General features: G+C 60.4%; 20 protein-coding genes and 1 tRNA gene. 6 read left to right on the top strand and 15 right to left on the bottom strand.

What is annotated here, in order from left to right:
* Window positions 1–66 precede the first annotated feature (66 nt).
* The 10 genes from ACIQY3_RS09845 to ACIQY3_RS09800 form a co-directional block, all read right to left on the bottom strand.
* Window positions 67–2,022 carry an acetoacetate--CoA ligase gene (locus ACIQY3_RS09845; RefSeq protein WP_403018943.1) on the bottom strand — a complete coding sequence of 652 codons (1,956 nt, stop codon included), beginning with the start codon at window positions 2,020–2,022 and terminating at the stop codon, window positions 67–69.
* Between the two features lie 139 nt (window positions 2,023–2,161).
* Entirely contained in the window at window positions 2,162–2,935 is a 774-nt protein-coding gene (hbdH, locus tag ACIQY3_RS09840) for a 3-hydroxybutyrate dehydrogenase (RefSeq protein WP_265045337.1), read from the bottom strand.
* 7 nt (window positions 2,936–2,942) lie between these two features.
* Window positions 2,943–4,334: a GntP family permease gene (locus ACIQY3_RS09835; protein ID WP_403018941.1), complete on the bottom strand. Its 1,392-nt coding sequence runs from the start codon at window positions 4,332–4,334 to the stop codon at window positions 2,943–2,945.
* A gap of 287 nt (window positions 4,335–4,621) precedes the next feature.
* The gene (locus ACIQY3_RS09830; RefSeq protein WP_403018940.1) at window positions 4,622–6,037 is read right to left on the bottom strand and encodes a sigma-54 interaction domain-containing protein; all 1,416 of its coding nucleotides are present in this window, start codon (window positions 6,035–6,037) and stop codon (window positions 4,622–4,624) included.
* A 126-nt stretch (window positions 6,038–6,163) separates the two neighbouring features.
* The gene (locus ACIQY3_RS09825; RefSeq protein WP_403018939.1) at window positions 6,164–7,738 is read right to left on the bottom strand and encodes an ABC transporter ATP-binding protein; all 1,575 of its coding nucleotides are present in this window, start codon (window positions 7,736–7,738) and stop codon (window positions 6,164–6,166) included.
* A 14-nt stretch (window positions 7,739–7,752) separates the two neighbouring features.
* Window positions 7,753–8,775, bottom strand: coding sequence for an ABC transporter permease (locus ACIQY3_RS09820; protein WP_403018938.1), 1,023 nt, complete (start codon window positions 8,773–8,775; stop codon window positions 7,753–7,755).
* A complete protein-coding gene (locus tag ACIQY3_RS09815; protein ID WP_123407743.1) occupies window positions 8,775–9,836 on the bottom strand; it encodes a microcin C ABC transporter permease YejB in 1,062 nt (353 codons plus the stop codon). The genes ACIQY3_RS09820 and ACIQY3_RS09815 overlap by 1 nt, the downstream gene beginning before the upstream one ends.
* Window positions 9,836–11,704: an extracellular solute-binding protein gene (locus ACIQY3_RS09810; protein ID WP_403018936.1), complete on the bottom strand. Its 1,869-nt coding sequence runs from the start codon at window positions 11,702–11,704 to the stop codon at window positions 9,836–9,838. The genes ACIQY3_RS09815 and ACIQY3_RS09810 overlap by 1 nt, the downstream gene beginning before the upstream one ends.
* A 137-nt stretch (window positions 11,705–11,841) precedes the next feature.
* Window positions 11,842–12,123, bottom strand: coding sequence for a peptidylprolyl isomerase (locus tag ACIQY3_RS09805; protein WP_008150918.1), 282 nt, complete (start codon window positions 12,121–12,123; stop codon window positions 11,842–11,844).
* Window positions 12,124–12,243: 120 nt separating this feature from the next.
* Window positions 12,244–13,125, bottom strand: a complete 882-nt coding sequence (locus ACIQY3_RS09800; protein ID WP_403018934.1) for an esterase/lipase family protein — start codon at window positions 13,123–13,125, stop codon at window positions 12,244–12,246.
* Between the two features lie 340 nt (window positions 13,126–13,465).
* On the opposite strand from ACIQY3_RS09800, the gene ACIQY3_RS09795 reads away from it, so the two are divergent.
* Window positions 13,466–14,509 (top strand): hypothetical protein, encoded by a 1,044-nt coding sequence (locus ACIQY3_RS09795; protein ID WP_403018933.1) that lies wholly within the window; start codon window positions 13,466–13,468, stop codon window positions 14,507–14,509.
* Between the two features lie 50 nt (window positions 14,510–14,559).
* Here ACIQY3_RS09795 and ACIQY3_RS09790 read toward each other — a convergent pair whose 3' ends face one another.
* Complete coding sequence (locus tag ACIQY3_RS09790; RefSeq protein WP_403018932.1) at window positions 14,560–15,636, bottom strand: 3-deoxy-7-phosphoheptulonate synthase; 1,077 nt, start codon at window positions 15,634–15,636, stop codon at window positions 14,560–14,562.
* A 336-nt stretch (window positions 15,637–15,972) separates the two neighbouring features.
* A complete protein-coding gene (locus ACIQY3_RS09785) occupies window positions 15,973–16,101 on the bottom strand; it encodes a hypothetical protein (protein WP_403018931.1) in 129 nt (42 codons plus the stop codon).
* A gap of 159 nt (window positions 16,102–16,260) precedes the next feature.
* Between ACIQY3_RS09785 and ACIQY3_RS09780 the strand changes: the two genes are divergently transcribed.
* From ACIQY3_RS09780 to ACIQY3_RS09760, 5 genes are all read left to right on the top strand, one after another.
* The gene (locus ACIQY3_RS09780) at window positions 16,261–16,704 is read left to right on the top strand and encodes a GNAT family N-acetyltransferase (protein ID WP_403018930.1); all 444 of its coding nucleotides are present in this window, start codon (window positions 16,261–16,263) and stop codon (window positions 16,702–16,704) included.
* 126 nt (window positions 16,705–16,830) lie between these two features.
* Window positions 16,831–17,472, top strand: coding sequence for a UvrY/SirA/GacA family response regulator transcription factor (gene uvrY, locus ACIQY3_RS09775; RefSeq protein WP_082356623.1), 642 nt, complete (start codon window positions 16,831–16,833; stop codon window positions 17,470–17,472).
* 2 nt (window positions 17,473–17,474) lie between these two features.
* On the top strand, window positions 17,475–19,298 hold the full coding sequence (gene uvrC / locus ACIQY3_RS09770; RefSeq protein WP_403018927.1) for an excinuclease ABC subunit UvrC: 1,824 nt from the start codon (window positions 17,475–17,477) through the stop codon (window positions 19,296–19,298).
* A 32-nt stretch (window positions 19,299–19,330) separates the two neighbouring features.
* A complete protein-coding gene (gene pgsA / locus ACIQY3_RS09765; RefSeq protein ID WP_054046593.1) occupies window positions 19,331–19,891 on the top strand; it encodes a CDP-diacylglycerol--glycerol-3-phosphate 3-phosphatidyltransferase in 561 nt (186 codons plus the stop codon).
* A gap of 63 nt (window positions 19,892–19,954) precedes the next feature.
* Window positions 19,955–20,030: transfer RNA gene (locus ACIQY3_RS09760), tRNA-Gly, on the top strand.
* Between the two features lie 163 nt (window positions 20,031–20,193).
* Here the strand turns inward: ACIQY3_RS09760 and ACIQY3_RS09755 are convergent.
* The 3 genes from ACIQY3_RS09755 to ACIQY3_RS09745 all read right to left on the bottom strand — a co-directional run bounded on the left by ACIQY3_RS09755 (window position 20,194) and on the right by ACIQY3_RS09745 (window position 25,806).
* Window positions 20,194–21,084: a hypothetical protein gene (locus tag ACIQY3_RS09755; protein ID WP_403019140.1), complete on the bottom strand. Its 891-nt coding sequence runs from the start codon at window positions 21,082–21,084 to the stop codon at window positions 20,194–20,196.
* Between the two features lie 67 nt (window positions 21,085–21,151).
* Window positions 21,152–23,695 carry a bacteriophage N4 adsorption protein A gene (locus tag ACIQY3_RS09750; protein ID WP_403018926.1) on the bottom strand — a complete coding sequence of 848 codons (2,544 nt, stop codon included), beginning with the start codon at window positions 23,693–23,695 and terminating at the stop codon, window positions 21,152–21,154.
* Window positions 23,692–25,806 (bottom strand): glycosyl transferase family protein, encoded by a 2,115-nt coding sequence (locus ACIQY3_RS09745; protein WP_403018924.1) that lies wholly within the window; start codon window positions 25,804–25,806, stop codon window positions 23,692–23,694. Before ACIQY3_RS09745 ends, ACIQY3_RS09750 begins: the two co-directional genes overlap by 4 nt.
* Between the last annotated feature and the right edge of the window lies 1 nt (window position 25,807).

The raw sequence follows: 25,807 nt of genomic DNA, 5'->3' as shown, positions 1-25,807 counted from the left end.
TCAACATTTCTGTTGACTGTCACACCGCCTTCGCGAGCGAGCCCGCTCCCACAGTTTTGATCCGGTTCAGTCCTTGAGCTCGGGGCGGTTGCGGAATTGCTCCAGCGCTTCGGGATTCGCCAACGCATCGGTATTTTTCACCGCCTGTCCATGCACCACATTCCTCACCGCCAACTCCACCACTTTGCCGCTGATGGTGCGCGGAATGTCCGTCACGCTGAGGATTTTCGCCGGTACATGCCGGGGCGTGGTGTTGGCGCGGATGACCTGGCGGATCTGCTGCTCCAGGGTTTCATCAAGGCTGATGCCGTCCTTCAGGCGCACAAACAGCACCACCCGCACGTCATCCTGCCACTGCTGACCAATGGCCACGCTATCCAGCACTTGCGGCACTTTCTCGACCTGACGGTAAATCTCCGCCGTACCGATGCGCACGCCGCCTGGGTTGAGTACGGCGTCGGAACGGCCGTGAATCAGCATCCCGCCGTGGGGCAGTTGCTCGGCGTAGTCGCCCTGGGCCCAGACGCCGGGGAACTGGCTGAAATATGACGCGCGGAGTTTTTCGCCCGTAGGGTCATTCCACAAACCAATGGGCATCGCCGGGAAGTGACGGGTGCAGACCAGCTCACCTTTTTCACCGATCACCGGTTGCCCGGCGTCGTTCCAGACCTCGACCGCCATGCCCAGGCTCTTGCCCTGGATTTCGCCACGGCGCACCGGTTGCAGCGGATTGCCGACCACGAAGCACGAAACGATGTCGGTACCGCCGGACATCGAGGCCAGGCAGACATCCGGTTTGAAATCGCGGTAAACGAAATCGTAACTCTGCGGTGACAGTGCCGAACCGGTGCACAGCAGCGTTTTCAGGCAGCTCAGGTCGTGACTCTGACGAGGTTTCAGGCCGTTGCTTTCCAGGGTCGCGAGGAACTTGGGGCTGGTGCCGAAGACGTTGATGCGCTCGTCATCGATCAGGTCGAGCAAGCGCTCGGGACCGGGGTGAAACGGTGAGCCGTCGTACAACACCACGGCGCTGCCGACCGCCAGGGCCGACACCAGCCAGTTCCACATCATCCAGCCGCAGGTGGTGTAGTAGAACAAACGGCTGCCGGGGCCGAGATCGCAATGCAATCCGTGTTCCTTGGCGTGTTGCAGCAGCACGCCGCCGGTGCTGTGGATGATGCATTTCGGCACGCCGGTGGTGCCGCTGGAATACAGGATGTACAGCGGGTGGGCGAACGGTACGGAGACAAAATCCGGCTCGCCGCCGATGTCGTAGAAGTCATCCCACAGCGTCACGTTGGCCTGGGTGCGGAACTCGTGGAGGTGCGCGTGGGGGCGGGCGTAAGGCACGACGATCAACTGTTGCAAGCACGGCAGGCGTTCGAGGATTTCGTTGACCTTGGCGGTTTGGTTGATTTCCTTGCCGGCATAGCGATAACCGGCGCAGGTGATCAGGACTTTTGGCTCGATCTGACCGAAGCGGTCGATCACCCCTTGGGTGCCGAAGTCCGGCGAGGAACAGGACCAGATCGCCCCGAGACTGGTGGTGGCCAGCATCGCCACCAGGGTTTGCCAGGTGTTGGGCATGCACGCCGCGACCCGGTCGCCGAGGCCGACACCCGAGGCTTTCAGGCTGTTCTGAAACCCGGCGACATGGCTGGCCAGTTCGGCCCAGGTCAATTGTTCGCGTTGACCATTTTCAGCGATCGCGACCACCGCCACGGCATCGTCGCGCCGCCGCAGCAGATGTTCGGCGAAGTTCAGGGTCGCGCCGGGGAACCATTCGGCGCTGGGCATCTGCGGGCCTTCACGCAGCACCGCGTCGGGTTGGTCGTGGAAGCGGATATCGAAGAAGTCGACAATTGACTGCCAGAACGTCTCCCGCTGATCGATGGACCATTGGTGCAGGGCAGGGTAGTCGTCGATCTTGAGGTGATGGCGTTGATTGACGAAGCGCCGGAAGGCCTCCATGCGGGTCTTGCCGATGCGTTCGGCGCTGGGTTGCCAGAGGATGTCGGACATGGTTTGCCTCTCTTCAGTCTGATCGTTCCCACGCTCCGCGTGGGAATGCAGCCCGGGACGCTCCGCGTCCCAACAGCGGACGCAGAGCGTCCATTGAGGCATTCCCACGCAGAGCATGGGAACGATCCGGTTAGCGGGATTACTGCGCCAACCACCCACCATCAATATTCCACGCCGCGCCACGCACCTGGCTACCGGCCTCGCTGCACAAGAACAGCACCAGTTCACCCAGTTGCGGCGGGGTCACGAATTCCAGGGACGGCTGTTTCTCTGCCAGCAAATCATGCTGCGCCTGCTGCGGGTCGATCCCGGTGGCCGCGCGATCGTCGATCTGCTTCTGCACCAGTGGCGTCAAGACCCAGCCTGGGCAAATGGCGTTGCATGTCACCTGCGTCGTCGCAGTTTCCAGGCCGACCACTTTGGTCAACCCGATCACCCCATGCTTGGCCGCGACGTAAGCGGCCTTGCCCACCGAACCGACCTGGCCGTGAACCGAGGCGATGTTGATGATCCGCCCCCAGTTCTTGGCGCGCATGCGCGGCAGGCACAGGCGCGTGCTGTGGAACACCGAAGACAGGTTGATCGCGATGATCGAATCCCAACGCTCCAGCGGAAAGTCTTCCACCGCTGCCACATGCTGAATCCCGGCGTTGTTCACCAGGATATCCACGCCACCGAACTCACGCTCGGCGTAGGCAATCATCTCGGCGATCTGTTCCGGGTTGCTGACATCGGCCGGGTGATGCCCGACCTTGCCGCCGAACTGTTGCACTTCGGCAATCACCTTGGACGCATCGCCGAAACCGTTGAGCACCACGTTGGCGCCGGCCTTGGCCAGGCTGAGGGCGATGCCCAGGCCGATGCCGCTGGTGGAACCGGTGACCAATGCGGTCTTGCCTGTAAGAGTCGTCATGAATACCTCACACAATGCCAGTGGCGTAGAAAGTACCGATCACCACAAAAACCGCCAGGGTCTTGATCAGCGTAATACAGAAAATGTCTTTGTAGGCTTCGCGGTGGGTCAGGCCGGTGACCGCGAGCAGGGTAATCACCGCGCCGTTGTGCGGCAGGGTGTCCATGCCGCCGCTGGCCATCGCTGCTACTCGGTGCAGCACTTCCAGCGGAATGTTCGCGGCGTGGGCTGCGGCGATGAAGTCATTGGCCATGGCCGCCAGCGCAATGCTCATGCCCCCGGATGCGGAACCGGTGATGCCGGCCAGCAAGGTCACGGTAATCGCTTCGTTGACCAGCGGGTTGGGAATGCTTTTCAGCCAGTCGGCCAATACCAGGAAGCCCGGCAACGAGGCGATCACCGCGCCAAAACCGTATTCCGATGCAGTATTCATCGCTGCTAGCAGCGCACCGCTGACTGCGCTTTTACTGCCTTCAGCCAACTTGCTGCGAATCGCCTGGAAGCCGAACGCCAGCACCATGATGATCCCGACCAGCAGCGCCGCCTGAACCGCCCAAATCGCGGTGAGCTTGGCGATTTCGGTGGTCACCGGCGTGGCCATGCCCGGCAGCGAGAGGCTGTGGGTCTTGCCGTACCACTGCGGAATCCACTGGGTGAACAGCAGGTTCATGATGCCAACTGCCAACAGCGGCGACAGGGCGATCCACGGATTCGGCAACTTGATATCCGCAGCGGTTTCCGGCTCGTTGCGCAGTTCAGTGCCGTAGCCTTCACCGGCACGCTGGGCCTTGTTGCGCTGGCGCTGGAGGAACAGCATGCCGGCGCAGAACACGAAAATCGTGCCGATCAGGCCCAGCCATGGTGCCGCCCAAGCGGTGGTGTTGAAAAAGGTGCTGGGGATGATGTTCTGGATTTGCGGGGTGCCGGGCAGGGCATCCATGGTGAAGGAAAACGCGCCGAGGGCGATGGTCGCCGGGATCAGGCGTTTCGGGATATTGCTCTGGCGGAACATCTCGGCGGCAAACGGATAGACCGCGAACACCACCACAAACAGCGAAACGCCGCCGTAGGTGAGCAGGGCGCAGACCAACACGATCACCAACATCGCCTGGCGCGTGCCGAGCAGCTTGATCGCGGCCGCAACGATGGAGCGCGAGAAGCCTGATAACTCAATCAGTTTGCCGAACACTGCGCCGAGCAGGAACACCGGGAAATACAGTTTGATGAAGCCGACCATTTTCTCCATGAACACCCCGGTGAAGGCTGGGGCAACGGCGGAAGGGTCGGTGAGCAGAACGGCGCCGAGGGCGGCAATCGGGGCAAAGAGAATAACGCTGTAGCCACGGTAGGCAGCCAGCATCAGCAGCGCGAGGGCTGCCAAGGCAATGATCACACTCATGGGTGTGTCTCCTGGGATTGTTATTTTTGTAGGGTGGATCTTTTGTGGGAGAGGGCTTTAGCGGGAATCGTGCCAATCGATTAAGTTGTTGAAATATAAGGATAAATTTCTTAGTGGGTGGAATGGTTTCGGTAATTTGTCTCTGATTTGAGATGTTTGTTGGGTGGGTGGGCCTCTTCGCGAGCAAGCCCGCTCCCACAGGGGGATGTGTACTACACAAATCCAATGTGGGAGCGGGCTTGCTCGCGAAGCTTTTGATCTTTCTAAATATAGAGACACAAGTCTCTTTATGGAGACTCTGCGATCCCCAACGCCACCATCTTCTTATACAAAGTCGACCTCCCTAGCCCCAACCGCGCCGCCGCTTCAATCACCTTGCCCCCACATTGCGCGAGGGCAGACTCAATCAACTGTCGGTCAAACCGCTCCCGAGCCTGACTGAATGTCTCATGATCCACCGATTCAATCGTCTGATGGGGCACCCGCTCAACCGGCGTAAACGTGCCAATCGCCGCCCGAATGTCCACCGCATTCAACATCAAGTCATCACTGAGCAATGCCGCACGCTCCAGCACATTGCGTAGTTCGCGAATATTCCCCGGCCAGGCGTGTTGGCCCAGCAGCTCCAGCGCTTCGCGGTTCAACTCGTGCTGACTGCGCAGCTCTTCAAGGATCGCTTCGCTGAGGGCCGGGATATCGTCGAGCCGGTCGCGCAGCGGTGGAACCTGGATCGGCAGGACGTTGAGGCGGTAGTACAAATCCGCGCGAAATTCGCCACGCTTGATTGCCGCTTCCAGGTCGGTGGAGGTGGCGGCGATGACTCGCACATCGCTCTGGATCACTTCATTGGAGCCCACCGGCTCGAATTCTTTCTCCTGCAGCACCCGCAGCAATTTGCTTTGCAACGGCAAGGGCATGTCGCCGATCTCATCGAGGAACAACGTGCCGCCCTGGGCTATCTTCAACTTGCCGACCCGACCCTTGCGGTCCGCGCCGGTAAACGCGCCGGGGGCGGTGCCGAAGAACTCCGCTTCCAGCAATGACTCGGGAATCGCCGCACTGTTGATACTGACAAACGCCTTGTGCGCTCGGGGTGATGCACCGTGGATCGCCTGGGCCAGCAACTCCTTGCCAGTGCCGGTTTCACCGAGCAGCAGCACCGGGGATTCGGCGCTGGCACTGCGCCGGGCCCGGCGTTTGACCTCCAGGCTGGCGGCGCTGGTGCCGATGAAGTGGGCGAAGTTGTACTTGGTCTGGCGCGCACGCAGCAGGGAGCGGGTCGAGGCCAGTTCTTCCTGCATGCTCAGGTAGCGCTTGAGCATCGGCGACAGGCTGCGCAGTTCGTCGAACAGGGCAAAACCGATGGCGCCGATCACCGCGCCGGCGTCGTCATGAATCGGCAGGCGCATCACCACCAGCGGTTCCTTGGGGGTGTCCTGCATATCCAGCAGAATCGGCCGGCCGGTGCGCACCACTTCGCGTAACAGACTGCCGGGAATCACGCTTTCACAGGCCTTGCCGATCGCGACTTCCGCCGATTCCAGGCCGAAACGCCGGGCGTAGCGTTCATTCATCCAGACGATATTCGCGTCGCGGTCGACAATCACCGTGCCTTCGCTCGATTGCTCGATGATCTCGAACAACGAACGGATCGCCAGCATGCGAACGCGCTGGTAGTCCTTTAGGCTTTCGGTGGTGTTCATGTCTGTCATGTCCAGAAGTTGTGTTGTCTGTCGGGGCCTCTTCGCGAGCAAGCCCGCTCCCACATGAGATCGCGGTCCCCTGTGGGAGCGGGCTTGCTCGCGAAGGCCACGCCGCGGTTCAAAGGCCTATCCCGGATGCGCCGCCGCCAACAGCTCCTTTGTATACGGATGCTGCGGCGAGTCGAACACGTCATGGCTGGCACCGCTTTCCACCACTTTGCCATCCTTGATCACGATCATGTCATGGGCCAGGGCGCGCACCACTGCCAGATCATGGCTGATAAACAGGTAGGTCAGGCCGTGTTTTTCCTGGAGATCCCGGAGCAGGGCGACCACTTGTTTTTGCACGGTGCGGTCCAGGGCCGAGGTCGGTTCGTCCAGCAGGATCAGCGCCGGCTTGAGCACCAGGGCCCGGGCGATGGCAATGCGTTGCCGTTGGCCGCCGGAAAATTCATGGGGATAGCGATGACGGCTTTGCGGGTCGAGGCCGACTTCTATCAGTGCCCGAATCACTTCGGCCTTGCATTCCTCGGCGGTCAACTGGCTATGCACTTCCAGGCCTTCGCTGATGATCTGCGCCACGGACATCCGTGGGCTCAAGCTGCCAAAGGGATCCTGGAACACCACCTGCATTTTCTTGCGCCATGGTCGGAGCTGTTTTTGCGTGAGGCCGTCCAGTGCTTCGCCCTGAAAGCGAATGCTGCCTTCGGAGTCGAGCAAGCGCAGGATCGCCTGGCCCAGGGTGGATTTGCCCGAGCCGGATTCGCCGACGATGCCCAAAGTCTTGCCACGCTGGACATTCAGGCTGATGCCATCCACCGCGTGCAAATAGGTCTTGCGCTGGAACAGCCCGCCGCCCAGGGCGAACTTGACCCGAAGGTTGTCGACTTCCAGCACCTTCTCGCGCTCGTCCCGGGGCAGGGCTTCGCCTTCCGGTTCGGCATTCAACAGCACGCAGCTGTAAGGGTGCTTCGGTTCAGTGAACAACGTCTCGCAAGAAGCCTGTTCGACGATTTCCCCGGCCTTCATCACGCACACACGCTGGGCAATGCTGCGAACCAGATTGAGGTCATGGCTGATTAAAAGCAGTGACATGCCCAGTCGTTGTTGCAGGGATTTAAGCAGCAGCAGGATCTTGCGTTGCACCGTCACGTCCAGCGCGGTGGTCGGTTCGTCGGCAATCAGCAACTCCGGCTCGCAGGCCAGGGCCATGGCAATCATCACCCGTTGCCGCTGGCCGCCGGACAATTGATGAGGGTAAGCCTTGAGCCGTTCCTTGGGTTTCTTGATGCCTACCAGCTCCAGCAGTTCGAGAATCCGCGCTTGCGCCGCTTTGCCCGCCAGACCTTTGTGCAGCAGCAGGGTTTCGCCGATCTGCTTTTCGATGCTGTGCAGCGGATTCAGCGACGTCATCGGTTCCTGGAAGATCATCGCGATCCGGTTGCCGCGCAGTTCGCGCAGGACCTTGGCATCGGCACCGACCAGTTCCTGGCCGCGATAACGAATGCTGCCGCGGGTTTCAGTACCTTCTTCGGGCAGCAATTGCAGGATTGAGTGAGCCGTCACCGATTTGCCCGAGCCCGACTCGCCCACCAGTGCCAGGCATTCGCCGGGGCGAATGTCCAGGCACAGGTTGCGCACCACGGTCTGGCCGCTGAAGGCCACGCTGAGGTCACGGATTTCGATCAGGTTGTCGCTCATATCCAGTATCCGCTTCATGATCTAGGGTCGAAGGCGTCACGCAACGCCTCGCCGATGAACACCAGTAAAGAAAGAATCAGCGCCAGGGTGAAAAACGCCGTCAGCCCCAGCCACGGCGCTTGCAGGTTCTGCTTGCCTTGGCCGATCAGTTCGCCCAGGGAAGCGCTGCCGGCCGGCATGCCGAAACCGAGGAAGTCCAACGCGGTGAGGGTGGAAATCGCCCCGGTCAGGATAAATGGCAGGTAGCTCAAGGTCGCGTTCATGGCGTTCGGCAGGATGTGCCGCACGATCACTTTGCGGTCGCTCAGGCCCAGCGCTCGTGCAGCCTTGACGTATTCGAGGTTGCGTCCGCGCAGGAACTCGGCGCGCACCACGTCCACCAGGGCCAGCCAGGAAAACAGCGCCATGATCCCCAGCAACCACCAGAAATTAGGCTCGACGAAGCCCGACAGAATGATCAACAGGTACAGCACCGGCAGCCCCGACCAGACTTCCAGCAAACGTTGGCCCAACAGATCGACCCAGCCGCCGTAATAGCCTTGCAGCGCACCGGCGGCAATGCCGATCAGCGCACTGACGAAGGTCAGCATCAAGGCAAACAGAATCGATACGCGCGCACCGAAAATCACCCGGGCCAGCACATCTCGCGCCTGGTCGTCGGTGCCCAGCCAGTTCACCTTCGACGGAGGGCTCGGCGCCGGTTTGTTCAGGTCGTAATTCGGCGTGTCGTCGCTGAACGGGATCGGCGGGAACAGCAGCCAGCCGCCGTCCTTCTTGATCAGCTTCTGTACATAGTCGCTGCGGTAATCGGCCTGGAACGGCAGTTGCCCGCCGAACTCCTGCTCGGTGTGGCGCTTGAACGCCGGGAAGTACAGCGAGTCCTGGTAACTGACGATCAGCGGCTTGTCGTTGGCGATCAGTTCGCCGCCGAGGGTCAGCAGGAACAACCCGATAAACAGCCACAACGACCACCATCCCCGGCGGTTTTTCTTGAACCGTTCGAAACGGCGCCGGCCCAGCGGCGAAAGCTTGAACATCAGGCATTCCTCGCGGCGAAGTCGATACGCGGGTCGACCAGGGTGTAGCAGAGGTCGCCGACCAGTTTTATCAGCAGGCCGAACAAGGTGAAGATGAACAGCGAACCGAAGACCACCGGATAGTCCCGTGATACGGCGGCTTCGTAGCTCATGCGGCCGAGGCCATCGAGGGAGAAGATCACCTCGATCAACAAGGAACCGGCGAAGAACACACTGATGAAGGCCTGGGGAATTCCCGACACCACCAGCAACATCGCGTTGCGAAACACATGGCCGTACAACACCCGTCGCTCACTCAAGCCCTTGGCCCGGGCCGTGACTACGTATTGGCGGGTGATTTCATTCAGGAAGGAGTTTTTGGTCAGGATCGTCAGGGTGGCGAACCCGCCGATCACCAGCGCGGTGACCGGTAACACCAGGTGCCAGAAGTAATCGGCGATCTTGCCCACGGTCGACAGCGATTCGAAGTTGTCCGACACCAGTCCGCGCACCGGGAACCAGTTCAGCGACGTGCCGCCAGCGAACACCACGATCAGGAACATCGCGAACAGGAACGCCGGCATGGCGTAGCCGATGATGATCGCGGTACTGCTCCAGATGTCGAAGTGGCTGCCGTGATGCACCGCTTTGCGAATCCCCAAGGGGATCGACACCAGATAGGTGATCAGCGTCGCCCAAAGCCCGAGGGAAATGGTCACCGGCATCTTTTCCAGGATCAGGTCGGTGACCGTGGCGCCACGGAAGAAACTCTTGCCGAAGTCCAGTCGCGCATAGCTTTTGAGCATCAGCCACAGGCGTTCCGGTGCCGGTTTGTCGAAGCCGTATTGTTTTTCGATCTCTTTGATCAATTGCGGGTCGAGGCCACGACTGGCTCGCGAACTGCCGTGCATTGTCTCGCTGGAACCTCCGCCGACCGTGGCGCCGCCGATGCCTTGCAAGTGCGCGATCGCCTGTTCCACCGGACCGCCGGGCGCGGCCTGGACGATGACGAAGTTGACCAGAAGAATGATCACCAGCGTCGGAATGATCAGCAGCAGACGCCGCAGTATGTAAGCCCACATCAATGCGGCCCTCCGGATTTGCCGCGCTTGATCAGTTCGGCGGTCATCTGCTCGTTGGTCAGGGGCGTGGAGCTCACTTCCCACCAACTCTCGATGGCTTCGTCATTGCTCGCTTGCACATTGGGAATGCCAAAGCGGTTCCACCACACGGTGGAGCTACCAGGCGGGTAATAGTTGGGAATCCAGTAGTAGTTCCATTGCAGCACCCGGTCCAGGGCGTGGGCGTAACGCAGCATTTCGGCCTGGGTGTTGGCGCGGATCAGGCCGTTGATCAGCGTATCGACCGCCGGGTTCTTCAGCACCATGTAATTGTTGGCGCCAGGATCGTTGGCCGATGCCGAACCGAAATAGTTGACCAGTTCGCCCCCCGGGGAGGTGGTCACCGGGTAGCCGGTGATGACCATGTCGTAGTCCCGGGACATCAGGCGGTTGACGTACTGGGACGAGTCGATGCGGCGGATATTGAGGTCGATGCCGATCTGTTTCAGCGTGCGCTTGTAAGGCAGCAGCAGTCGGTCAATGCCGTTCTGGCTGGTGAGGAAGGTGAAGCTCAGCGGCTCACCCTGGGCATTCACCAGTTGATCGCCGTCGGGTTTCCAGCCGGCCTGTTCCAGCAGGCCCAGGGCTTGCAACTGCTTGTCGCGAATCACACCGCTGCCATCGGTCTTCGGTGCTTCGAAGACCTGGGTGAAGACCTCATCGGGAATCTGCCCGCGCAACGGTTCGAGGATCGCCCGTTCGGCGGCGTCTGGAAGCTGTCGAGCGGCGAGGTCAGTGTTGGAAAAGAAGCTCTGCTGGCGGATGTACAGGTCGCGCATCATCTGCCGGTTGCTCCATTCAAAATCCCAGAGCATGGCCAGGGCCTGGCGCACCCGACGGTCCTGGAACATCGGGTTCTGCAGGTTGAAGACGAAGCCTTGGGCCGTTTGCGGTGCGTCGGTTGCCAGGTGCGCTTTGCGCAGGCGACCGTCGCTCAGGGCCGGGCTTTCGTAACCGATGGAATAACCGGTGGCGGAGAACTCACGGTTGTAGTCGTAGGCCCCGCCACGCAATACCTGGCGGGCAACGTCGGTATCGCCGAAGTACTCGATGCTGAAATGATCGAAGTTATAAAGGCCACGGCTGACCGGCAGGTCCTTGCCCCACCAGTCGGCGTTGCGCTCGAAGGTGATGCTGCGTCCGGAATCGACTTTGCCGACTTTGTACGGGCCGCTGCCCAGTGGTGCTTCGTAACCGCCGCCGCTGGCGAAGTCGCGGGTCTTCCACCAGTGCTCGGGGAAGACTGGCAAGGTCGCGATGTCCAGGGGCAGGGTGCGGTTTTCGTTACTCTTGAAGTCGAACCGGATGGTCAGGGGCGACTCGATTTCGGTGCCTTTGACATCCGCGAACTGGGTGCGATAGCGCAGGCTGCCCTGGGTCATCAGCAAGTCGTAGGTGTAGCGCACGTCTTGGGCGGTGATCGGCGTGCCATCGGCGAAGCGGGCCTTGGGGTTCAGGAAGAAGCGCAGGGACAGGCCGTCGTCAGACCGCTCCATCTTCTCTGCCACCAGGCCATACACCGTATAAGGCTCATCCAGCGAGCGCTGGGCCAGTGGCGAATAAAGCAGGCCATCGATCTGGTTCACACCGATGCCTTTGTCGATGTAGGGCAGGATATGGTCGAAATGCCCGATCTCGATGGCCGAGCGGCGCATCGTGCCGCCCTTGGGGGCTTGCGGGTTGGTGTAGGCGAAATGACTGAAACCGGCGGGATACTTCGCCGGCTCGCCATACACGGTCAACGCGTGTTGCGGTGCTGCATTCACACCAGCGGCATTCAATAGCAGGGCCACGGCAGTGAATATCAAAGTGGGGAAAAGCAGTCGCATTGTCAGCCTTAGAGCCGGGTGATCGATAAGCATAATTTGTACGCTAGCGGCGCGTCACTCGCCAGCCGAATCACGTAACCAAATACACAACGGCCCACCTAAAGGCGGGCCGTTGTATTGGAAACACAATCGCCGGATCAGTCCTGGCGGCTGGTCACTTCCAGCAGGTGATAACCGAACTGGGTTTTGACCGGGCCTTGCACGACGTTGATTGGCGCGCTGAAGACCACGGTGTCGAATTCCTTGACCATCTGGCCTGGACCGAACGAACCCAGGTCACCGCCCTGACGGCTGGACGGGCAAGTGGAGTTGGCCTTGGCAACTTCGGCGAAATCAGCGCCGCCCTCGATCTGGGCCTTGAGTTCGTTGCACTTGGCTTCGCTGGCAACAAGGATGTGACGGGCAGTGGCTTTAGCCATGGGAAAATTCTCCATTCAATGTTCAGTAAAGTGCTGAGCCTACCGGATTCAGTGGCCTAATTCTTCTCAAAGTTCCATCCGGAGCCGGTCGGGCCTGGGGGATGCGTATAAAGGAAGGGTTTACAGGCCGGCATTTCTCAAGCGCTCGGCGTGCACGACGTACAAGTCAATCGGGTTGACCCCTTTGCGGCCGCGGCCGGTTGTCTGGCTGAGGCTGTCCATGTGATCCATCGGATAGTCGGAGCGGATCACTTTGCCCAGGTGGGAGCTGTATCGGCCGACCAGTCCGTCGTTTTGCCCGGCCTCGGTGATGAAATACTCGGAGAAGGCCCGGCAAAAAGCGTGCGTCGGGTCGAGGGCGCCGAGCCCGTCATCGAGAATGCTCCCTTGAAGGATGCCGCTCCAGGAGTAATACCGTACGCCATTGACCAGCTCTCGCCCCTTGCCGCCCCAGGTTTTTGGCAGGCCTTGAGGGTACTTGTCGTTGAAAGCGCCGACGCCTTCGGTGGTCAGGGCATTGAGGGCGGCAATGGCATTTTGCGGCAAGTGAAGATTGCCGCTGAGCAGTGACAGGAAATCGGCAAACAGGGTCGCGACCTTTCTGGCCACATGCTCCGGCAAGCGCCCTGGTGTCAGGGCCTTGCGCAAGAAATCCGCCAGTTCCGAGCCGTGGTTCGGGCCGCTGACGGAGGTCACCGATGCCACCCACTGTGGCGCGACGGCTGCGGCGTAGCGTGCGGCCAATGCGCCCTGACTGTGGCCGATCAGGTTGACCTGGTTCGCGCCGGTGCCTTCCAGTACCCGTTCGATCTGGGCCAACAGCTGATCGCCGCGTACCTCGTTGCTATGGGTAGCTGACAGATGGGGGACGAAGACCCTTGCCCCATGACTTCTCAGGGCCTGCTTGACGTCATGGAACAGTTCATATTTGCCGATCCGGTCGAAGCCGAAGAGCCCATGTACTAGCAGAATTGGGTGTTGAGTTGTTGCATTCCGTTGCATGTTCGTGCCTTTTTCGCAGAAGTTCGTGGGGGTGCGCTGGGCTCCACTCTAAAACACTCCCACCGGTAGGCGATGTATGAAAAAGCCGCTGGATTTGAAGGAAAGAGGTATAGAGCAAGCATGAAAATTCGGATCTGGACGAAGCCTTCGTCGGAACATTTCGACATCTTTTTATGCAGTCAGGAGTGATTCTCACCAGCGGCCTACTTTGCATGCTGCATTTGTCCGGGGCATCTGTAGCGATCACCTGACATCGCCAAACATCGCGATGGGCTTAAATGGGCTTCGTTTGCTGCCGGCCTGCCGTGCGGCAGGAATTTCCAAGGACTGGAGTCAATGAATGAGCACATGTGAAGTAGATTCAAAGGAACTGTCACTGCCGGCCCCGCAGTTGGCGCAGGCAGATAACGCGGTTCTCGATCCGGCAAGCAGGAAAGCGGTGGTCAAGCTCATGCCTTATCCAGGCATGGCGAGCGGAGACAGGCTGGTACTGCATTGGTCGGGACTCGACGTCGAGGGGCAGGCCTATCGGCACGAAGTTGCGCATTTTGTCAGCCACGGGCAGGTGGGCAAGGAGGTTGTCTTTATCGTCGCCGGTATACACATCGGCGCATTGGATGGTGGATCACTGGAGGTCTACTACACGCTCACCAGCCGTTCTTTGCCCGAATCGGCACAGTCCAGGCGCCTGCAGCTGAATGTCGGCGATGCCCGCTCGGGGTTGCTGCCGCTGGTGGTGAATGACGCCATGGGTGGCAAGCTCGACCCGGACCGTGTGGTTGACGGTACGCGCGTAACGATTCGACCTTATGCGCGGATGGCGGAAGGTGATCGGGTGGTGCTGTTTTGGGAAGGCGCTTCACCGGAAACCAGCTTCAACGACAGGTTGAGCATCGAAGCCTTTGCGGTGGGGCACGAGCTTTCGTTCTGGGTGAATCCCGAATTCATTGCCCCTGGCCTTGGCTCATCGGTGACGATCAACTACTGCATCGAACAGCATGGGCGGGCGCCGCTTTATTCGGAGCCGGCGCGATTGTCCATCGGAGCTGTGGAGCGCGCGCCGCTTTTGGCTCCCGTGATACTGGAGGCCGAAGAAGGCTGGCTGGATCTGCAGGACTCGATTGATGGTGTCACCGTCGTGATTGACGACGCCCGAACCGAGGAAGGCGAGTTGGTGTATCTGAGGTGCGACGGCGTCAATTTCAGCCACCGGGACGAGCGGGATATTTCCCGGGAGATGGCGGGTGAACCACTGGTGTTTATCGTGCCTTATCGATTCTGGAGAGAGCACCAGGGCTCGACGGTTCGCGTCAGTTATTCAGTTGAACGACTGGACGACGTGAGCCAGCTATCAGATGCGGCGCTGGTGCAGGTGCAAGGTTAGGTCGTTTTGGAGCCCTCCAGTCTTCGATTGAAGACTGGAAGGGGCGTTGGTCATGCCTGCTGCTGGGTGCGAAGCCGGTTGGCAGCCTGGCGTAACAGGTGTTCCGTGCCGCTCCAGCCGAGGCAGCCATCCGTTACCGAGACCCCGTATTGCAGGGACGAACTCAACGGTTGGCAGCCTTCGAACAGATGACTTTCGATCATCATGCCGATCAGTGAGCGGTCACCTTGCAGGCGTTGCTCCAGTACGTCGTTGAACACGGCTGGCTGGCGCAACGGGTCTTTGCCGCTGTTGGCGTGACTGCAATCGACCATGATCCGTGCCGGGATCTTCAATTTGCTCAAGTCGTGGTTGATCCGGGCGACGCTGTCGCGATCGTAGTTAGGCCCGTGATGCCCGCCGCGCAATACCAGGTGGGTATCCGGATTGCCCGGTGTCTGGATGATTGCAGGATGTCCCTGGCTATCGACGCCGAAATGCCTGTGCGGGTGGGCGGCCGAACGCATGGCATCACTGGCAACCGTGACGCCGCCATCGGTGCCGTTCTTGAAACCCACTGGCATGTTCAGGCCGCTCGCCATTTCCCGGTGGATCTGCGACTCGGTGGTGCGTGCACCGATGGCGACCCAGCTGAGCAAGTCATCGAAGTATCCGGCTGCCATCGGTTGCAGCAGTTCGGTGGCAATCGGCAAGCCGAGGCGGAGCATTTCACGCATCAGTTCCCGAGACAGAGTCAGGCCTCCGGCCATGTCATCGCTGCCATCCAGCTGCGGATCGTAGGCCAGGCCTTTCCAGCCGATGGTGGTGCGGGGCTTTTCGAGGTAGGCACGCATGACCAGAAGCATTTCATCGCTGACTTCAGCGGACAGACGGGCAAGGTTGGCGGCGTATTCGAGGGCTGACTGAGGATCGTGAATGGAGCAGGGGCCGACGATGACCAGCAGACGGGAGTCTTCACCGTTGAGGATTGCGCGGACCGCCTGGCGGTGGGCGGCGACCTGCTGGGTCAGAGCGGTGCTGAGCGGCAATTGCTGTTTGAGTTGCAATGAGCTGGGCAGACGCAGGGTCAGCGCTTCATTGGCCGGGCTCAAGGTGGACAGTGGCAGAGCAGAGACGGACGAGTTCATATTCAGGCTTCCTGGGCTGGCAGCGGGTTCGTTCCCGCGTGCTCGGCCCTACTGGGGTGTTCGACAATTGGCCGGATTGGCTGCGTGTGTGTGCTTGCCACCTGTGGGTGACCGATCGGAGGCGGCAGGCTGTCCCGAGCGGAGGCTGGTAAATCGCCAGGCGGTAAAACTGTCGTAACGGTAATAAGTGGCGTAGTTCATTTTCTAAATCCTCAAGTTGTCTGGTGTGTCGCTAAAAATTCAGGGGCTGAAAAAACAAAACCCCCGGTCGGGAGGCCGACCGGGGGTTGAGAATTCTCTGGTGGCGACCCGTTTAAAGTGGGCGCCGTGTAGGTATCAGGCGCGCCAGTGGCTAAACCAATACCCAAAATAAAAGCTGACCGGAGCACAAACGTCATTCACCCGTGCAGCCGCCACCGAGCGCAGGGCGCTGACGGTACGAAGCTGTGAGAGGGTGTTGAGCATGGTCTGTCTCCGATGAATGCGCCGAGCTTACTAGAGGGCGGTGGGCGGGTTCAATCAGAAAATGCTATCGGGGGATCATGGCGTTTTCTATCGCTTGAGTACCTGGAGGGGTGTGACACACTCGGAGCTTCACTAAAGCAATGCCATTTTGGAGCATTGATGGTTTTCGAATTGCGTCAGGCGACGCCTCAGGATCTGGATTTCGCTCGGGGCCTGACCTGTCAAAACATGCTGCGCTATTACATACAGTACGACTTGCTGTGGCTGGATGAAGCCTTCGACGTGGCTTGGGCAGGGCGGGAAAACTGGCTGATCGTGCAGGACGACGTGTCGGTGGGTTATGTCAGCCTGAGTCGCGATGCCAGGGCCTTGTACATCCGCGAGTTGCACGTGGCCGAAGCCTTTCAGGGGCAGGGCGCCGGTTCCTGGGCGATCGATCAGGTATGGGCCATGACCCGGGCGGAACGACGACCTGCCTTGCGCCTGACTGTCTTCAAAAATAATCCGGCGCAGGCGTTGTATCGGCGATTGGGGCTGGAGGTGGTCGGCGAGGACGAGTGTTTCCTGAGAATGCAGCGTGAAATTGATTCCCCTGATCGCTGAAACACGCAGGGGGCAAGCCCTGAAAGATGAATTGAAACTTTTTATATGACGCTTGCCGCTAGGTCTGCCAGTCGCTTTTTGCTAAGGTGTCGGCAACCCAATACGACCATATCGCGAGGTGTCTGCTTGATTAGGGTGCTAGTAGTCGATGACCATGATCTCGTTCGTACAGGCATTACACGAATGCTGGCTGACATCGATGGCCTGCAAGTAGTCGGCCAGGCCGAGTCAGGGGAGGAATCCCTGCTCAAGGCGCGTGAGTTGAAACCCGATGTGGTTCTGATGGACGTCAAGATGCCCGGGATCGGCGGTCTTGAAGCCACGCGAAAATTGCTGCGCAGTCATCCCGACATCAAGGTTGTCGCGGTTACTGTGTGCGAGGAGGATCCGTTTCCTACACGCCTGTTGCAGGCCGGGGCCGCGGGTTACCTGACCAAGGGCGCAGGTTTGCCGGAGATGGTCCAGGCGATTCGCCTGGTATTTGCCGGGCAGCGCTACATCAGCCCGCAAATTGCCCAGCAATTGGCGATCAAGTCCTTCCAGCCAACCAATGATTCGCCTTTCGATGCCTTGTCGGAGCGCGAGATCCAGATCGCCCTGATGATTGTCGGCTGCCAGAAGGTCCAGATCATTTCCGACAAGCTTTGCCTGTCGCCGAAAACCGTGAATACCTACCGTTACCGCATTTTCGAGAAGCTTTCGATCAGCAGCGATGTCGAGTTGACACTGTTGGCGGTTCGTCACGGCATGGTTGATGCCAATCTCTGAAAATGACTGAAGTCTTCGATCCGAGTGCATTTCTGTCGACTGTGAGCGGGCGCCCCGGCGTCTATCGCATGTTCGACAGCGACGCGCGCCTGCTTTATGTCGGCAAGGCCAAGAATCTCAAGAAACGCCTGGCAAGCTACTTCCGAAAAACCGGTCTTGCACCCAAGACCGCTGCGCTGGTAGGTCGTATCGCCCAGGTCGAAACCACGATCACGGCCAACGAAACCGAAGCGTTGCTGCTTGAGCAGACGTTGATCAAGGAATGGCGTCCGCCCTATAACATTCTGCTGCGCGACGACAAATCCTATCCTTATGTTTTCCTCTCGGACGGCCAGTTTCCACGCCTTAGCATCCATCGTGGCGCAAAGAAGGCCAAGGGCAAGTATTTCGGGCCTTATCCCAGTGCGGGCGCCATTCGCGAAAGCCTGAGCCTGCTGCAAAAGACCTTTTTTGTTCGCCAGTGCGAAGACAGCTATTACAAGAACCGCACGCGACCGTGCCTGCAATACCAGATCAAGCGCTGCAAGGCGCCGTGTGTCGGGCTGGTGGAGCCGCAGGTATATGCCGAGGACGTGCGGCATTCGGTGATGTTCCTTGAGGGGCGCAGCAATGCGCTGACGGACGAGCTGTCCGCGGGGATGGAGGAGGCGGCGATCAACCTCGAGTTTGAGCGCGCGGCCGAATTGCGCGATCAGATTTCCTTGCTGCGTCGGGTCCAGGATCAGCAAAGCATGGAAGGCGGGACGGGCGACATCGATGTGATCGCCGCGTTCGTCAATCCGGGCGGTGCCTGCGTCCACCTGATCAGCGTGCGTGGCGGCCGGGTGCTCGGCAGCAAGAATTTCTTCCCGCAAGTGGGGATTGAAGAAGACGTTTCCGAAGTCATGGCGGCGTTTTTAGGCCAATACTTTATCAGCAGTCCCGAGCGGGATTTGCCGAGCGAGCTGATCGTCAACGTGGTCCACGACGATTTCCCGGTGCTGATCGAGGCCATCCATGAGCTGCGCGGTCGCGAATTGTCCATCAGTCATCGGGTTCGTGGTACGCGTGCACGCTGGCAACAGTTAGCGGTCACCAATGCCGAGCAGGCGCTGGGTGCGCGGCTGGCCAATCGTCAGCACGTCGCGGCGCGTTTCGAAGCACTGGCCGAGGTACTGAACCTGGATGAGCCGCCCCAGCGCCTGGAATGCTACGACATCAGTCACTCCAGCGGCGAAGCCACCGTGGCGTCCTGCGTGGTGTTCGGTCCGGAAGGCCCGATCAAGTCCGACTACCGTCGCTACAATATCGAGGGCGTGACGCCGGGTGACGATTACGCGGCAATGCACCAGGCCCTGACCCGACGCTTCAGCAAGTTGAAGGACGGCGAAGGCAAGCTGCCGGACATCCTGCTGGTGGACGGCGGTAAAGGGCAGCTTTCGATGGCCCGTGACGTACTCAATGAACTGGCAGTGCCCGATCTGATTCTGTTGGGCGTGGCCAAGGGTGCGACGCGCAAGGCCGGTTTTGAAACCCTGTACCTGAATGACGCAGCACACGAATTCACGTTGCGCGGTGATTCCCCCGCGCTGCATTTGATCCAGCAGATTCGCGACGAAGCTCACCGTTTCGCCATTACCGGGCACCGGGCACGACGGGGTAAAACCCGTCGCACGTCCACGCTTGAGGGCGTCGCGGGCGTCGGTCCGACACGTCGGCGCGATTTGTTGAAACATTTTGGTGGATTGCAGGAGCTGTCTCGTGCCAGCATCGAAGAGATCGCCAAAGCACCCGGGATCAGTAAAAAGCTCGCAGAGTCGATTTATGCAAATCTGCACAGCGAGTAGAATGCCAACTCACCTCGTAGCCAGTTGTGCCGATGAATATCCCTAATCTGATTACCGTTTTACGCGTCCTGCTCATCCCGATCTTCATTTTACTGTTCTACCTGCCTTACCAATGGAGCTACCTGGCCTCCAGTTCGGTCTTCGCATTCGCCGCTGCCACTGACTGGCTCGACGGATACCTGGCCCGCCGTCTGGAACAAAGCACACCGTTCGGGGCCTTCCTCGATCCAGTGGCCGACAAGTTGATGGTCGCCGTCGCGCTGGTGTTGCTGGTGCAAGAACACGGCAACCTGTGGCTCACGCTGCCGGCTGCGGTCATTATTGGTCGCGAGATTGTCGTCTCGGCGTTGCGAGAGTGGATGGCCGAACTCGGTGCCCGCGCTCACGTCGCGGTGTCGAACCTGGGCAAATGGAAAACCGCCGCGCAAATGCTCGCGCTGGTGATCCTGCTGGCCAACCCGTCGGACTTCACGTTCTGGGTGCTGGTGGGTTACGCCTTGTTGCTGGTGTCGGCTGGCCTGACATTGTGGTCCATGGTCCAATATCTGCGGGCTGCCTGGCCGCATCTGAAGACCGACGTAGAAAAGAAATAAAACTTTTTTGAATCAAAGGGTTGACGGGGCTTCTGGATTCTATAGAATGCGCCACACCAAGACGCGGGAATAGCTCAGTTGGTAGAGCACGACCTTGCCAAGGTCGGGGTCGCGAGTTCGAGTCTCGTTTCCCGCTCCAAATACAGAAAAGCGCCACTCATTGAGTGGCGCTTTTTTTTGTGCGCATTTTTTGTGTTTGATATTGAAAACAGAGGCTTCGGCCTCTGTTTTCGTTTCAGCGATCACCTTTCCTGGTCACGCTTTCAGGTACATCAAAACCCCTATCGAAATCCGGCCCTTCTTTAGTTCGAAGGGGCCTTGAGCGCTGGCGCCATTTGCTCCACCAACTCAGGCGTCACGTAGTGCGGTCCATCGAACAGGTACAGCGGATAGCCGTCATAAGCCGCCAATTGCGGTTTCAGCTCGGCGGCGGTCGCGGAGCGGAATCCGCCACCGAAATTCGGGCGGAAGGCTTCGGCGATGATTCGCACACGGTCCTTGCCCAAGCGCTGGCGCAAGGCGTCGGCGTAGGTTCTGGCGACTGGCGCGGTGCGTGCGTAAACGCCGACGCCGTCCTGGAAGAACACGCCGATGTCATTCGGCAGCCATTGTTTGAGCCATTCAGCGGTGGCGACGGGGCCGATATTGGCCCCGTCGTAAACGCTGATCCACAACGGTCGCGGCAGCTTGGCCAGCAGGGCAGGCAGTTCTTTGGCTCGGGTCCAGGACGGATCGACTTCGGCGGGGAAGTACCAGCCGGTGACGTGCAGCGGCGTAGGCAATTTGGCGATGCGTTCCGAGACAGCGGCTAGTTGCTCAATGTTGTCCCGGGAGCGGTTCTCGCTGAAATAACCCGCTAGCCCAAGGATCACGTCCTGGGCCCAGGGCGCCTTGGCGATGCGCGCCCAGTCCGGCAGCACCGGTACGGCGGGCAGGCCGGTGCCGGGCACGAAGGCCTGATCGTCGACGACGGTCCACTGGACCAGCAGCTCACGGGCGCCCAGTTTTTCCCAATGCCCGTTGATCCCGACCGTCTTGTTGTCTGGCTGCCAGACGATGCCGACAATCCCCGGGTTCCGGGCTTTGGCGGTGGTCACGTAGAGCGTCCCGGTTCCCGCTCCGAGGGCGGCGACAAACAACAAAGCGGCAACCGTTGCGCGACTGGCGGTGTAGCCGAACACGTTCACGCCCATGCCTTCTGGATGCACTGATGCGCTGCGCCAGCACTCGGCCAATCAATTCGAACGTTCATGCAAGGCCTCAATAGGAGTAAGTCAGGCGCGCGAACACGCCCTCAGCGCGATCATCGCCCAGCACTTTAACGCGGTACTGCAAGGAAAAATCCACGTAGGAGCGGGGCGCGTTGTACACATCTTCGCGGAACCAGTAACGAACGTTGTTGCCGACCCCGATTCCGCCAGCCTTGCCCGAGGACGAGTCCGAGCGGCCATCGCTATCGGTCCCGCTGTTCATTTTCGAGTCGTAGTCGAACGCGGCCACCACATGGGGGAAACTCACCCAGCGCGAGCCCGCGCCGCCGATGGCGTAGCTGCGACCGACCTGCCATTCGCTGTTGAAGTAGTTGCGCGAATCGTTGACGTAATGCCCGGCTTCGGCGAACAACTGCGAGGTCCACCAACTGGAGGCGTCCACGCGCAAATCGGTGCCGATGCTGGAGCCGTAGCCCAGGCGCAGCAGCCAGTCGCCGTCGACGTCCGACGAACCCAGCGGGAAGGTGCGCTCGACGGCGGCCATCACGTTCACCGCAGTGAACGGTTTGACCCGCACACCCACGGCGCCTTGCAGCGCATCGAAACCGGTGTCCGAGTCGCCGTTCTTGCTCCATAGCGTGTCGGTGACGCGTCCGTAGAGTTCGACAAAGCGTGCATTGCGATAGCCCAATGGGCGCCAGGACAGTTCGGTGCTGTTTTGCAGGCTGTCGTTGCTATTGCTGCCGCCACTTGGGGCCGAGCTCAAGCCACTGCTGGAGCTGTTGCCGCGATAACTGGTGGTGCTGGTCAAACCGATGGTGCGCGACACATCGGCCACCGCGCGGCGAGTGTCGAACAGCTGTTGCGGCGACATGTCGAGTTGACCGCTGTTTTTCGCATCGATGACGCGCTTGAAATAGCTGACGGCTTGCTCGTCGTCGTTGACCTGCATCGCGTTGTAAGCCGCGTCCTGAGTGGCGGCTGGCGTCAATTGTTTTCCAGCATCGGCCTTGCGGAACGAGGCGTAGGCATCGTCATCGTTGCCGACCTGAACCGACAGATAAGCCTTCTGCAGGTCGCTCAAAGACTCCAGCTCACCGGTGTCCCGCGCTTGTTGCAGCCGTTCCCGTGCGGTTCGGCGCTGGCCGATGGCGGCGTACAGATTTGCCTCTTCGTAAGCGGGCAGGCTGCCGAGAGCCAAGGCCTGGGTGAAATCCTTGCGAGCTCCGGCATCGTCGCCGGTTTGCTGGCGCAGGCGACCGCGCTGGCTCAGCAGTTGGGCATCATCGCCATTGGCAGCGAGACCGCTACTGGCCGCCGCGATCGCTTCGGGCAGGCGTTTCTGGTCGGTCAAGGCGCTGACCAGCAATCGGCGATACGCCGGATTGTGCGGTGCCCGTTGCACGGCCTGGTTCGCCAAAAACGATGCCTTCGCCGGATCTTTGCGGGCCAGGGCTGTGTAGGCCTGGGCTGCCAGATCAGTACCGCCGTCGCGCTGGTTGCCGGGCCAGATATCGCAGACCAGGCCGAAGGCGCTTTCCTGGCAGTTCAGGGCAGGGGCAGGGGCGCGGGCAACCGTGTTCATGCCTTTGTTTTTCTGGCGCAGCGCTATTCCAGCAGCAAGACGTCGACGGGCCACTTCGCCGCCTTCATCAGCAGCCAGTGGTTGCAGATGATCGAGCGCCTGCTGCGGTTCGCCATGGGCCAGTGCAGTGTCCGCGGCGAATAAACGAATGTTGCGGATTTGCGCTTGCGTCAGGCTCTTGATGACCAGGGCGCGGTGCAGATCCGCTTGGGCAGCCTGGGTTTTGCCTTGGCGATCAAGGGCGTAGCTGCGCAGAATCCACGGTGCGATGTCCTGATCATCCTGTGCCAATGCGGCTGATGCGGCTTGCTCGGCCCCAGGGTAATCCTTGGCGGCGAGCAAAGCGCTGATCAGCAATTGTTGATTGGCGCCGATTTGCGGCGCCCAGGCCACGGCTTTCCTGGCCTGTTCCGTGGCCAGCGGGACATTGCCTGACTCCAGCGCGCGATAACCCTGAACTGCCAACGGCGCAGCCAGTTGACGACGAATCCCCTGGCGCCGCATCAGCAACGTATCGTTGCCGGGAAACACCGCCAGTGCCTGATTAGTGGCTTGATCCGCCTCCTGCAACTGCGGCTGGCGCTGCAATGCGTCGATCAGCAGCAAGCGATAATCCAGGCGTTTGGGCGCCTGGGCGATGGCTTTACGCGAAGACACAGCGGCGGCGCCGAAGTCATCGCGGTCATAGGCCTTGAAGGCCTGCGCCGCCGCGCCGAAACCGGGAGCTTGAGGCGATGGCGAGTAGCGTTTCGGATGGTCGCGCAGTTCCTTGTCGCGCTGTGCCAGCGCAATCAGCGTATTCAGGCGAGTGATGTCGGCACGCTGACGCAACGCTTCCCGGGCCTTGGCGATGGCCAGGTCATAGTCTTTGCGTTCGTAGGCGCTGTACGCCTCGTTGGCCGTCACATACGCCGGGCCGGTCAACGGCAGCGGCAGGGTTTCGGCCAGCGCCAGCGCGGGCAGCAGGCCCAGCCCCGTGGCCAGAAGGGTCAGCAAGGGGCGATTCATGCAGGAAGCTCCGCAGGGTAGTGGCTGTGCTGACGTGCCACGGCCTGTTCAATGGTGGCGCGGGGCAACACGCCGCTGTCGACCAGATAGTCGCCGATGCGTCCGTGAAGCTGCGGGCGATAACGCAGCATCGCGCGGCTGAACACGTCGCGATCCAGCAAGCCCATCTCGATCAACAGATCACCCAGCAATGGTGCACGGGCGTCCGGCACGGATTGGCCTTCACGCACGTTCAGTTGGCGCAACTGCGCGACGATTTCGCTTTCCCGGGCAATCAACTGCACCGGTTCGCTGCCCAGCTCATCGCTGACCTGTTGCAGACCTTCGTCCGGCAACGGGCTGGCCACGGCGACTTGCGCGCGGCCGTCGGCATTCAAGCCCAGCGGCACCACGCGCCAGCGCAGGGCGAATTCATCGTCCAGCGTCTGGTTCGAGTTCCGCGCTTTATCGGCCACATCGAAGACTCGCGGCAGGTCGTTCTGGAAGGCGATGGCTTCCGCCAGTGTCTCGTCGTCCAGCCAGCCGTTGCTGAGCAAAATTCGCCCCAAGGGCATGTGCCGGGTTTTCTGTTCGGCGAGGGCGCTTTGCAGGTCCACCTCGTTGATCGCCTGCCACGACAGCAACACGCTGCCGAGCTTGCGCGGCGCGGCGGCGACTAGGTCGGTGGACGGGAAGTCGTGCATGGTCTTGTCCCACACCAGTTTGCGGTTCATGACCTTGCCGACCAGGAACATGCGCCAGGCCCGTGATGCAGCCATGAAGTTGACGAAGTTGCCCACCACCATGCGCGGGATGGACAGCAAACCATGCTGCCAGCCGTACAACACGGTGGTGAAATAACAGCGGTGGGCGATGCGCCAGGCCAGCGCGGCACCGTTGGCCAGCAGCAGGTATTTGATGAAGCCGTTGGTTTCGAACGGCGTCGGGAAACTCACGTCCCACAGGCCGCTGTGGCGTAGGATGATCAGGCCCAGCAACTGCGCGAGAATCACGTAGGCGATGATGCTGACGAACGCCGTGACCACGCCTTTGCGGTCACGAAACAGCAGATAACGATTGGCCAGCGAACCGTTCCAGCCCATTTGCTCCCAGCCTTGCAGGCCGATGCCGAGCGTCCAGCGGGCCTTCTGGCGGAACGCAGTGCGGAAGGTGTCGGGAAAGAATTCCCGCACGCACAACGGCATCTGTAATGTCGACTCGTAAGGCTTGCGAAACCAGGATTTGCGCAGCACCCGAAACTGTACCGGGAAGCGCACAAAGATCGCGTTCATGCCGACCTTGGCCAAACGCGCACCGACGTCGTAATCCTCGGTCAGGCTGTCGGTGTTGAACGGCTGGTTCTGGGTTTCCCCGGCCAGCACGCGCAACGCACGATGGGAAAAGCACGTGCCGACCCCGGCCGACGGCACGGTATCGGTCATGCTTTCGCGCACCACCAGATCCTTGCCATGCCATTCCGCGAACTCGTCCATGTAAGTGCCGGCGACCCATTCGTACCAGTTGCGCTCCAGGGAAACCACGGGCAACTGGATCATGTCCTTGCGTGGCAGCAAGTAGTTGAACAGGCGCAATTCCAGTGGATGCAGCACGTCTTCGCTGTCGTGCAAAACCACGCCGGCGAAGGTCATGCCGTGGGTTTGTTCGTGCAGGAAAATTGCCTGGATCACCCAGTTCAGGCAGTCGGCCTTGCAGGTCGGCCCGGCATGCGGGACTTCCACGCGATGCAGCTGCTTGTAGCGCCGGCGCATGCGCTCCACTTCATCGATGGTGCGCTGGTCGTTGATGTAGGTGCCGACGAAGACCACGTAGTTCTGGTAATCCAGGGTCGACACCATGTTCTCGATCATCGGCGCGATGACGTCATATTCCAGCCACGCCGGGACCATGATCGCGAGGGGCTGTTCGTCCCGGGCCATCAATTGCTCGGCGGTCAGCGGCCGGTATTTGCGGCCCACGGTGAACTTGCGAAACAGGCGGCGAGACCAGTACCACAGGTCAATGAACAGATCGTCCAGGCTGGAGATCAGGATCAGCACGGCGACCACGATGGTCGCGATCTCCAGGAAGCTGTAGTAGTGGGCCAGCCAGTAGGGCCAATAAAGCGACGTCATC

The organism is Pseudomonas sp. NPDC096950, assembly GCF_044762525.1.
GTDB lineage: Bacteria > Pseudomonadota > Gammaproteobacteria > Pseudomonadales > Pseudomonadaceae > Aquipseudomonas.
Note: the sequence above shows the minus strand (reverse complement) of the source record. Positions and strands in the feature narration are given on the sequence as shown.

Coding starts and splice junctions, on each gene's coding strand:
- ACIQY3_RS09845 (WP_403018943.1), bottom strand. CDS start 2,022: ATGTCCGACATCCTCTGGCAACCCAGCGCCGAACGCATCGGCAAGACC.
- hbdH (WP_265045337.1), bottom strand. CDS start 2,935: ATGACGACTCTTACAGGCAAGACCGCATTGGTCACCGGTTCCACCAGC.
- ACIQY3_RS09835 (WP_403018941.1), bottom strand. CDS start 4,334: ATGAGTGTGATCATTGCCTTGGCAGCCCTCGCGCTGCTGATGCTGGCT.
- ACIQY3_RS09830 (WP_403018940.1), bottom strand. CDS start 6,037: ATGAACACCACCGAAAGCCTAAAGGACTACCAGCGCGTTCGCATGCTG.
- ACIQY3_RS09825 (WP_403018939.1), bottom strand. CDS start 7,738: ATGAGCGACAACCTGATCGAAATCCGTGACCTCAGCGTGGCCTTCAGC.
- ACIQY3_RS09820 (WP_403018938.1), bottom strand. CDS start 8,775: ATGTTCAAGCTTTCGCCGCTGGGCCGGCGCCGTTTCGAACGGTTCAAG.
- ACIQY3_RS09815 (WP_123407743.1), bottom strand. CDS start 9,836: ATGTGGGCTTACATACTGCGGCGTCTGCTGCTGATCATTCCGACGCTG.
- ACIQY3_RS09810 (WP_403018936.1), bottom strand. CDS start 11,704: ATGCGACTGCTTTTCCCCACTTTGATATTCACTGCCGTGGCCCTGCTA.
- ACIQY3_RS09805 (WP_008150918.1), bottom strand. CDS start 12,123: ATGGCTAAAGCCACTGCCCGTCACATCCTTGTTGCCAGCGAAGCCAAG.
- ACIQY3_RS09800 (WP_403018934.1), bottom strand. CDS start 13,125: ATGCAACGGAATGCAACAACTCAACACCCAATTCTGCTAGTACATGGG.
- ACIQY3_RS09795 (WP_403018933.1), top strand. CDS start 13,466: ATGAGCACATGTGAAGTAGATTCAAAGGAACTGTCACTGCCGGCCCCG.
- ACIQY3_RS09790 (WP_403018932.1), bottom strand. CDS start 15,636: ATGAACTCGTCCGTCTCTGCTCTGCCACTGTCCACCTTGAGCCCGGCC.
- ACIQY3_RS09785 (WP_403018931.1), bottom strand. CDS start 16,101: ATGCTCAACACCCTCTCACAGCTTCGTACCGTCAGCGCCCTGCGCTCG.
- ACIQY3_RS09780 (WP_403018930.1), top strand. CDS start 16,261: ATGGTTTTCGAATTGCGTCAGGCGACGCCTCAGGATCTGGATTTCGCT.
- uvrC (WP_403018927.1), top strand. CDS start 17,475: ATGACTGAAGTCTTCGATCCGAGTGCATTTCTGTCGACTGTGAGCGGG.
- pgsA (WP_054046593.1), top strand. CDS start 19,331: ATGAATATCCCTAATCTGATTACCGTTTTACGCGTCCTGCTCATCCCG.
- ACIQY3_RS09755 (WP_403019140.1), bottom strand. CDS start 21,084: ATGGGCGTGAACGTGTTCGGCTACACCGCCAGTCGCGCAACGGTTGCC.
- ACIQY3_RS09750 (WP_403018926.1), bottom strand. CDS start 23,695: ATGAATCGCCCCTTGCTGACCCTTCTGGCCACGGGGCTGGGCCTGCTG.
- ACIQY3_RS09745 (WP_403018924.1), bottom strand. CDS start 25,806: ATGACGTCGCTTTATTGGCCCTACTGGCTGGCCCACTACTACAGCTTC.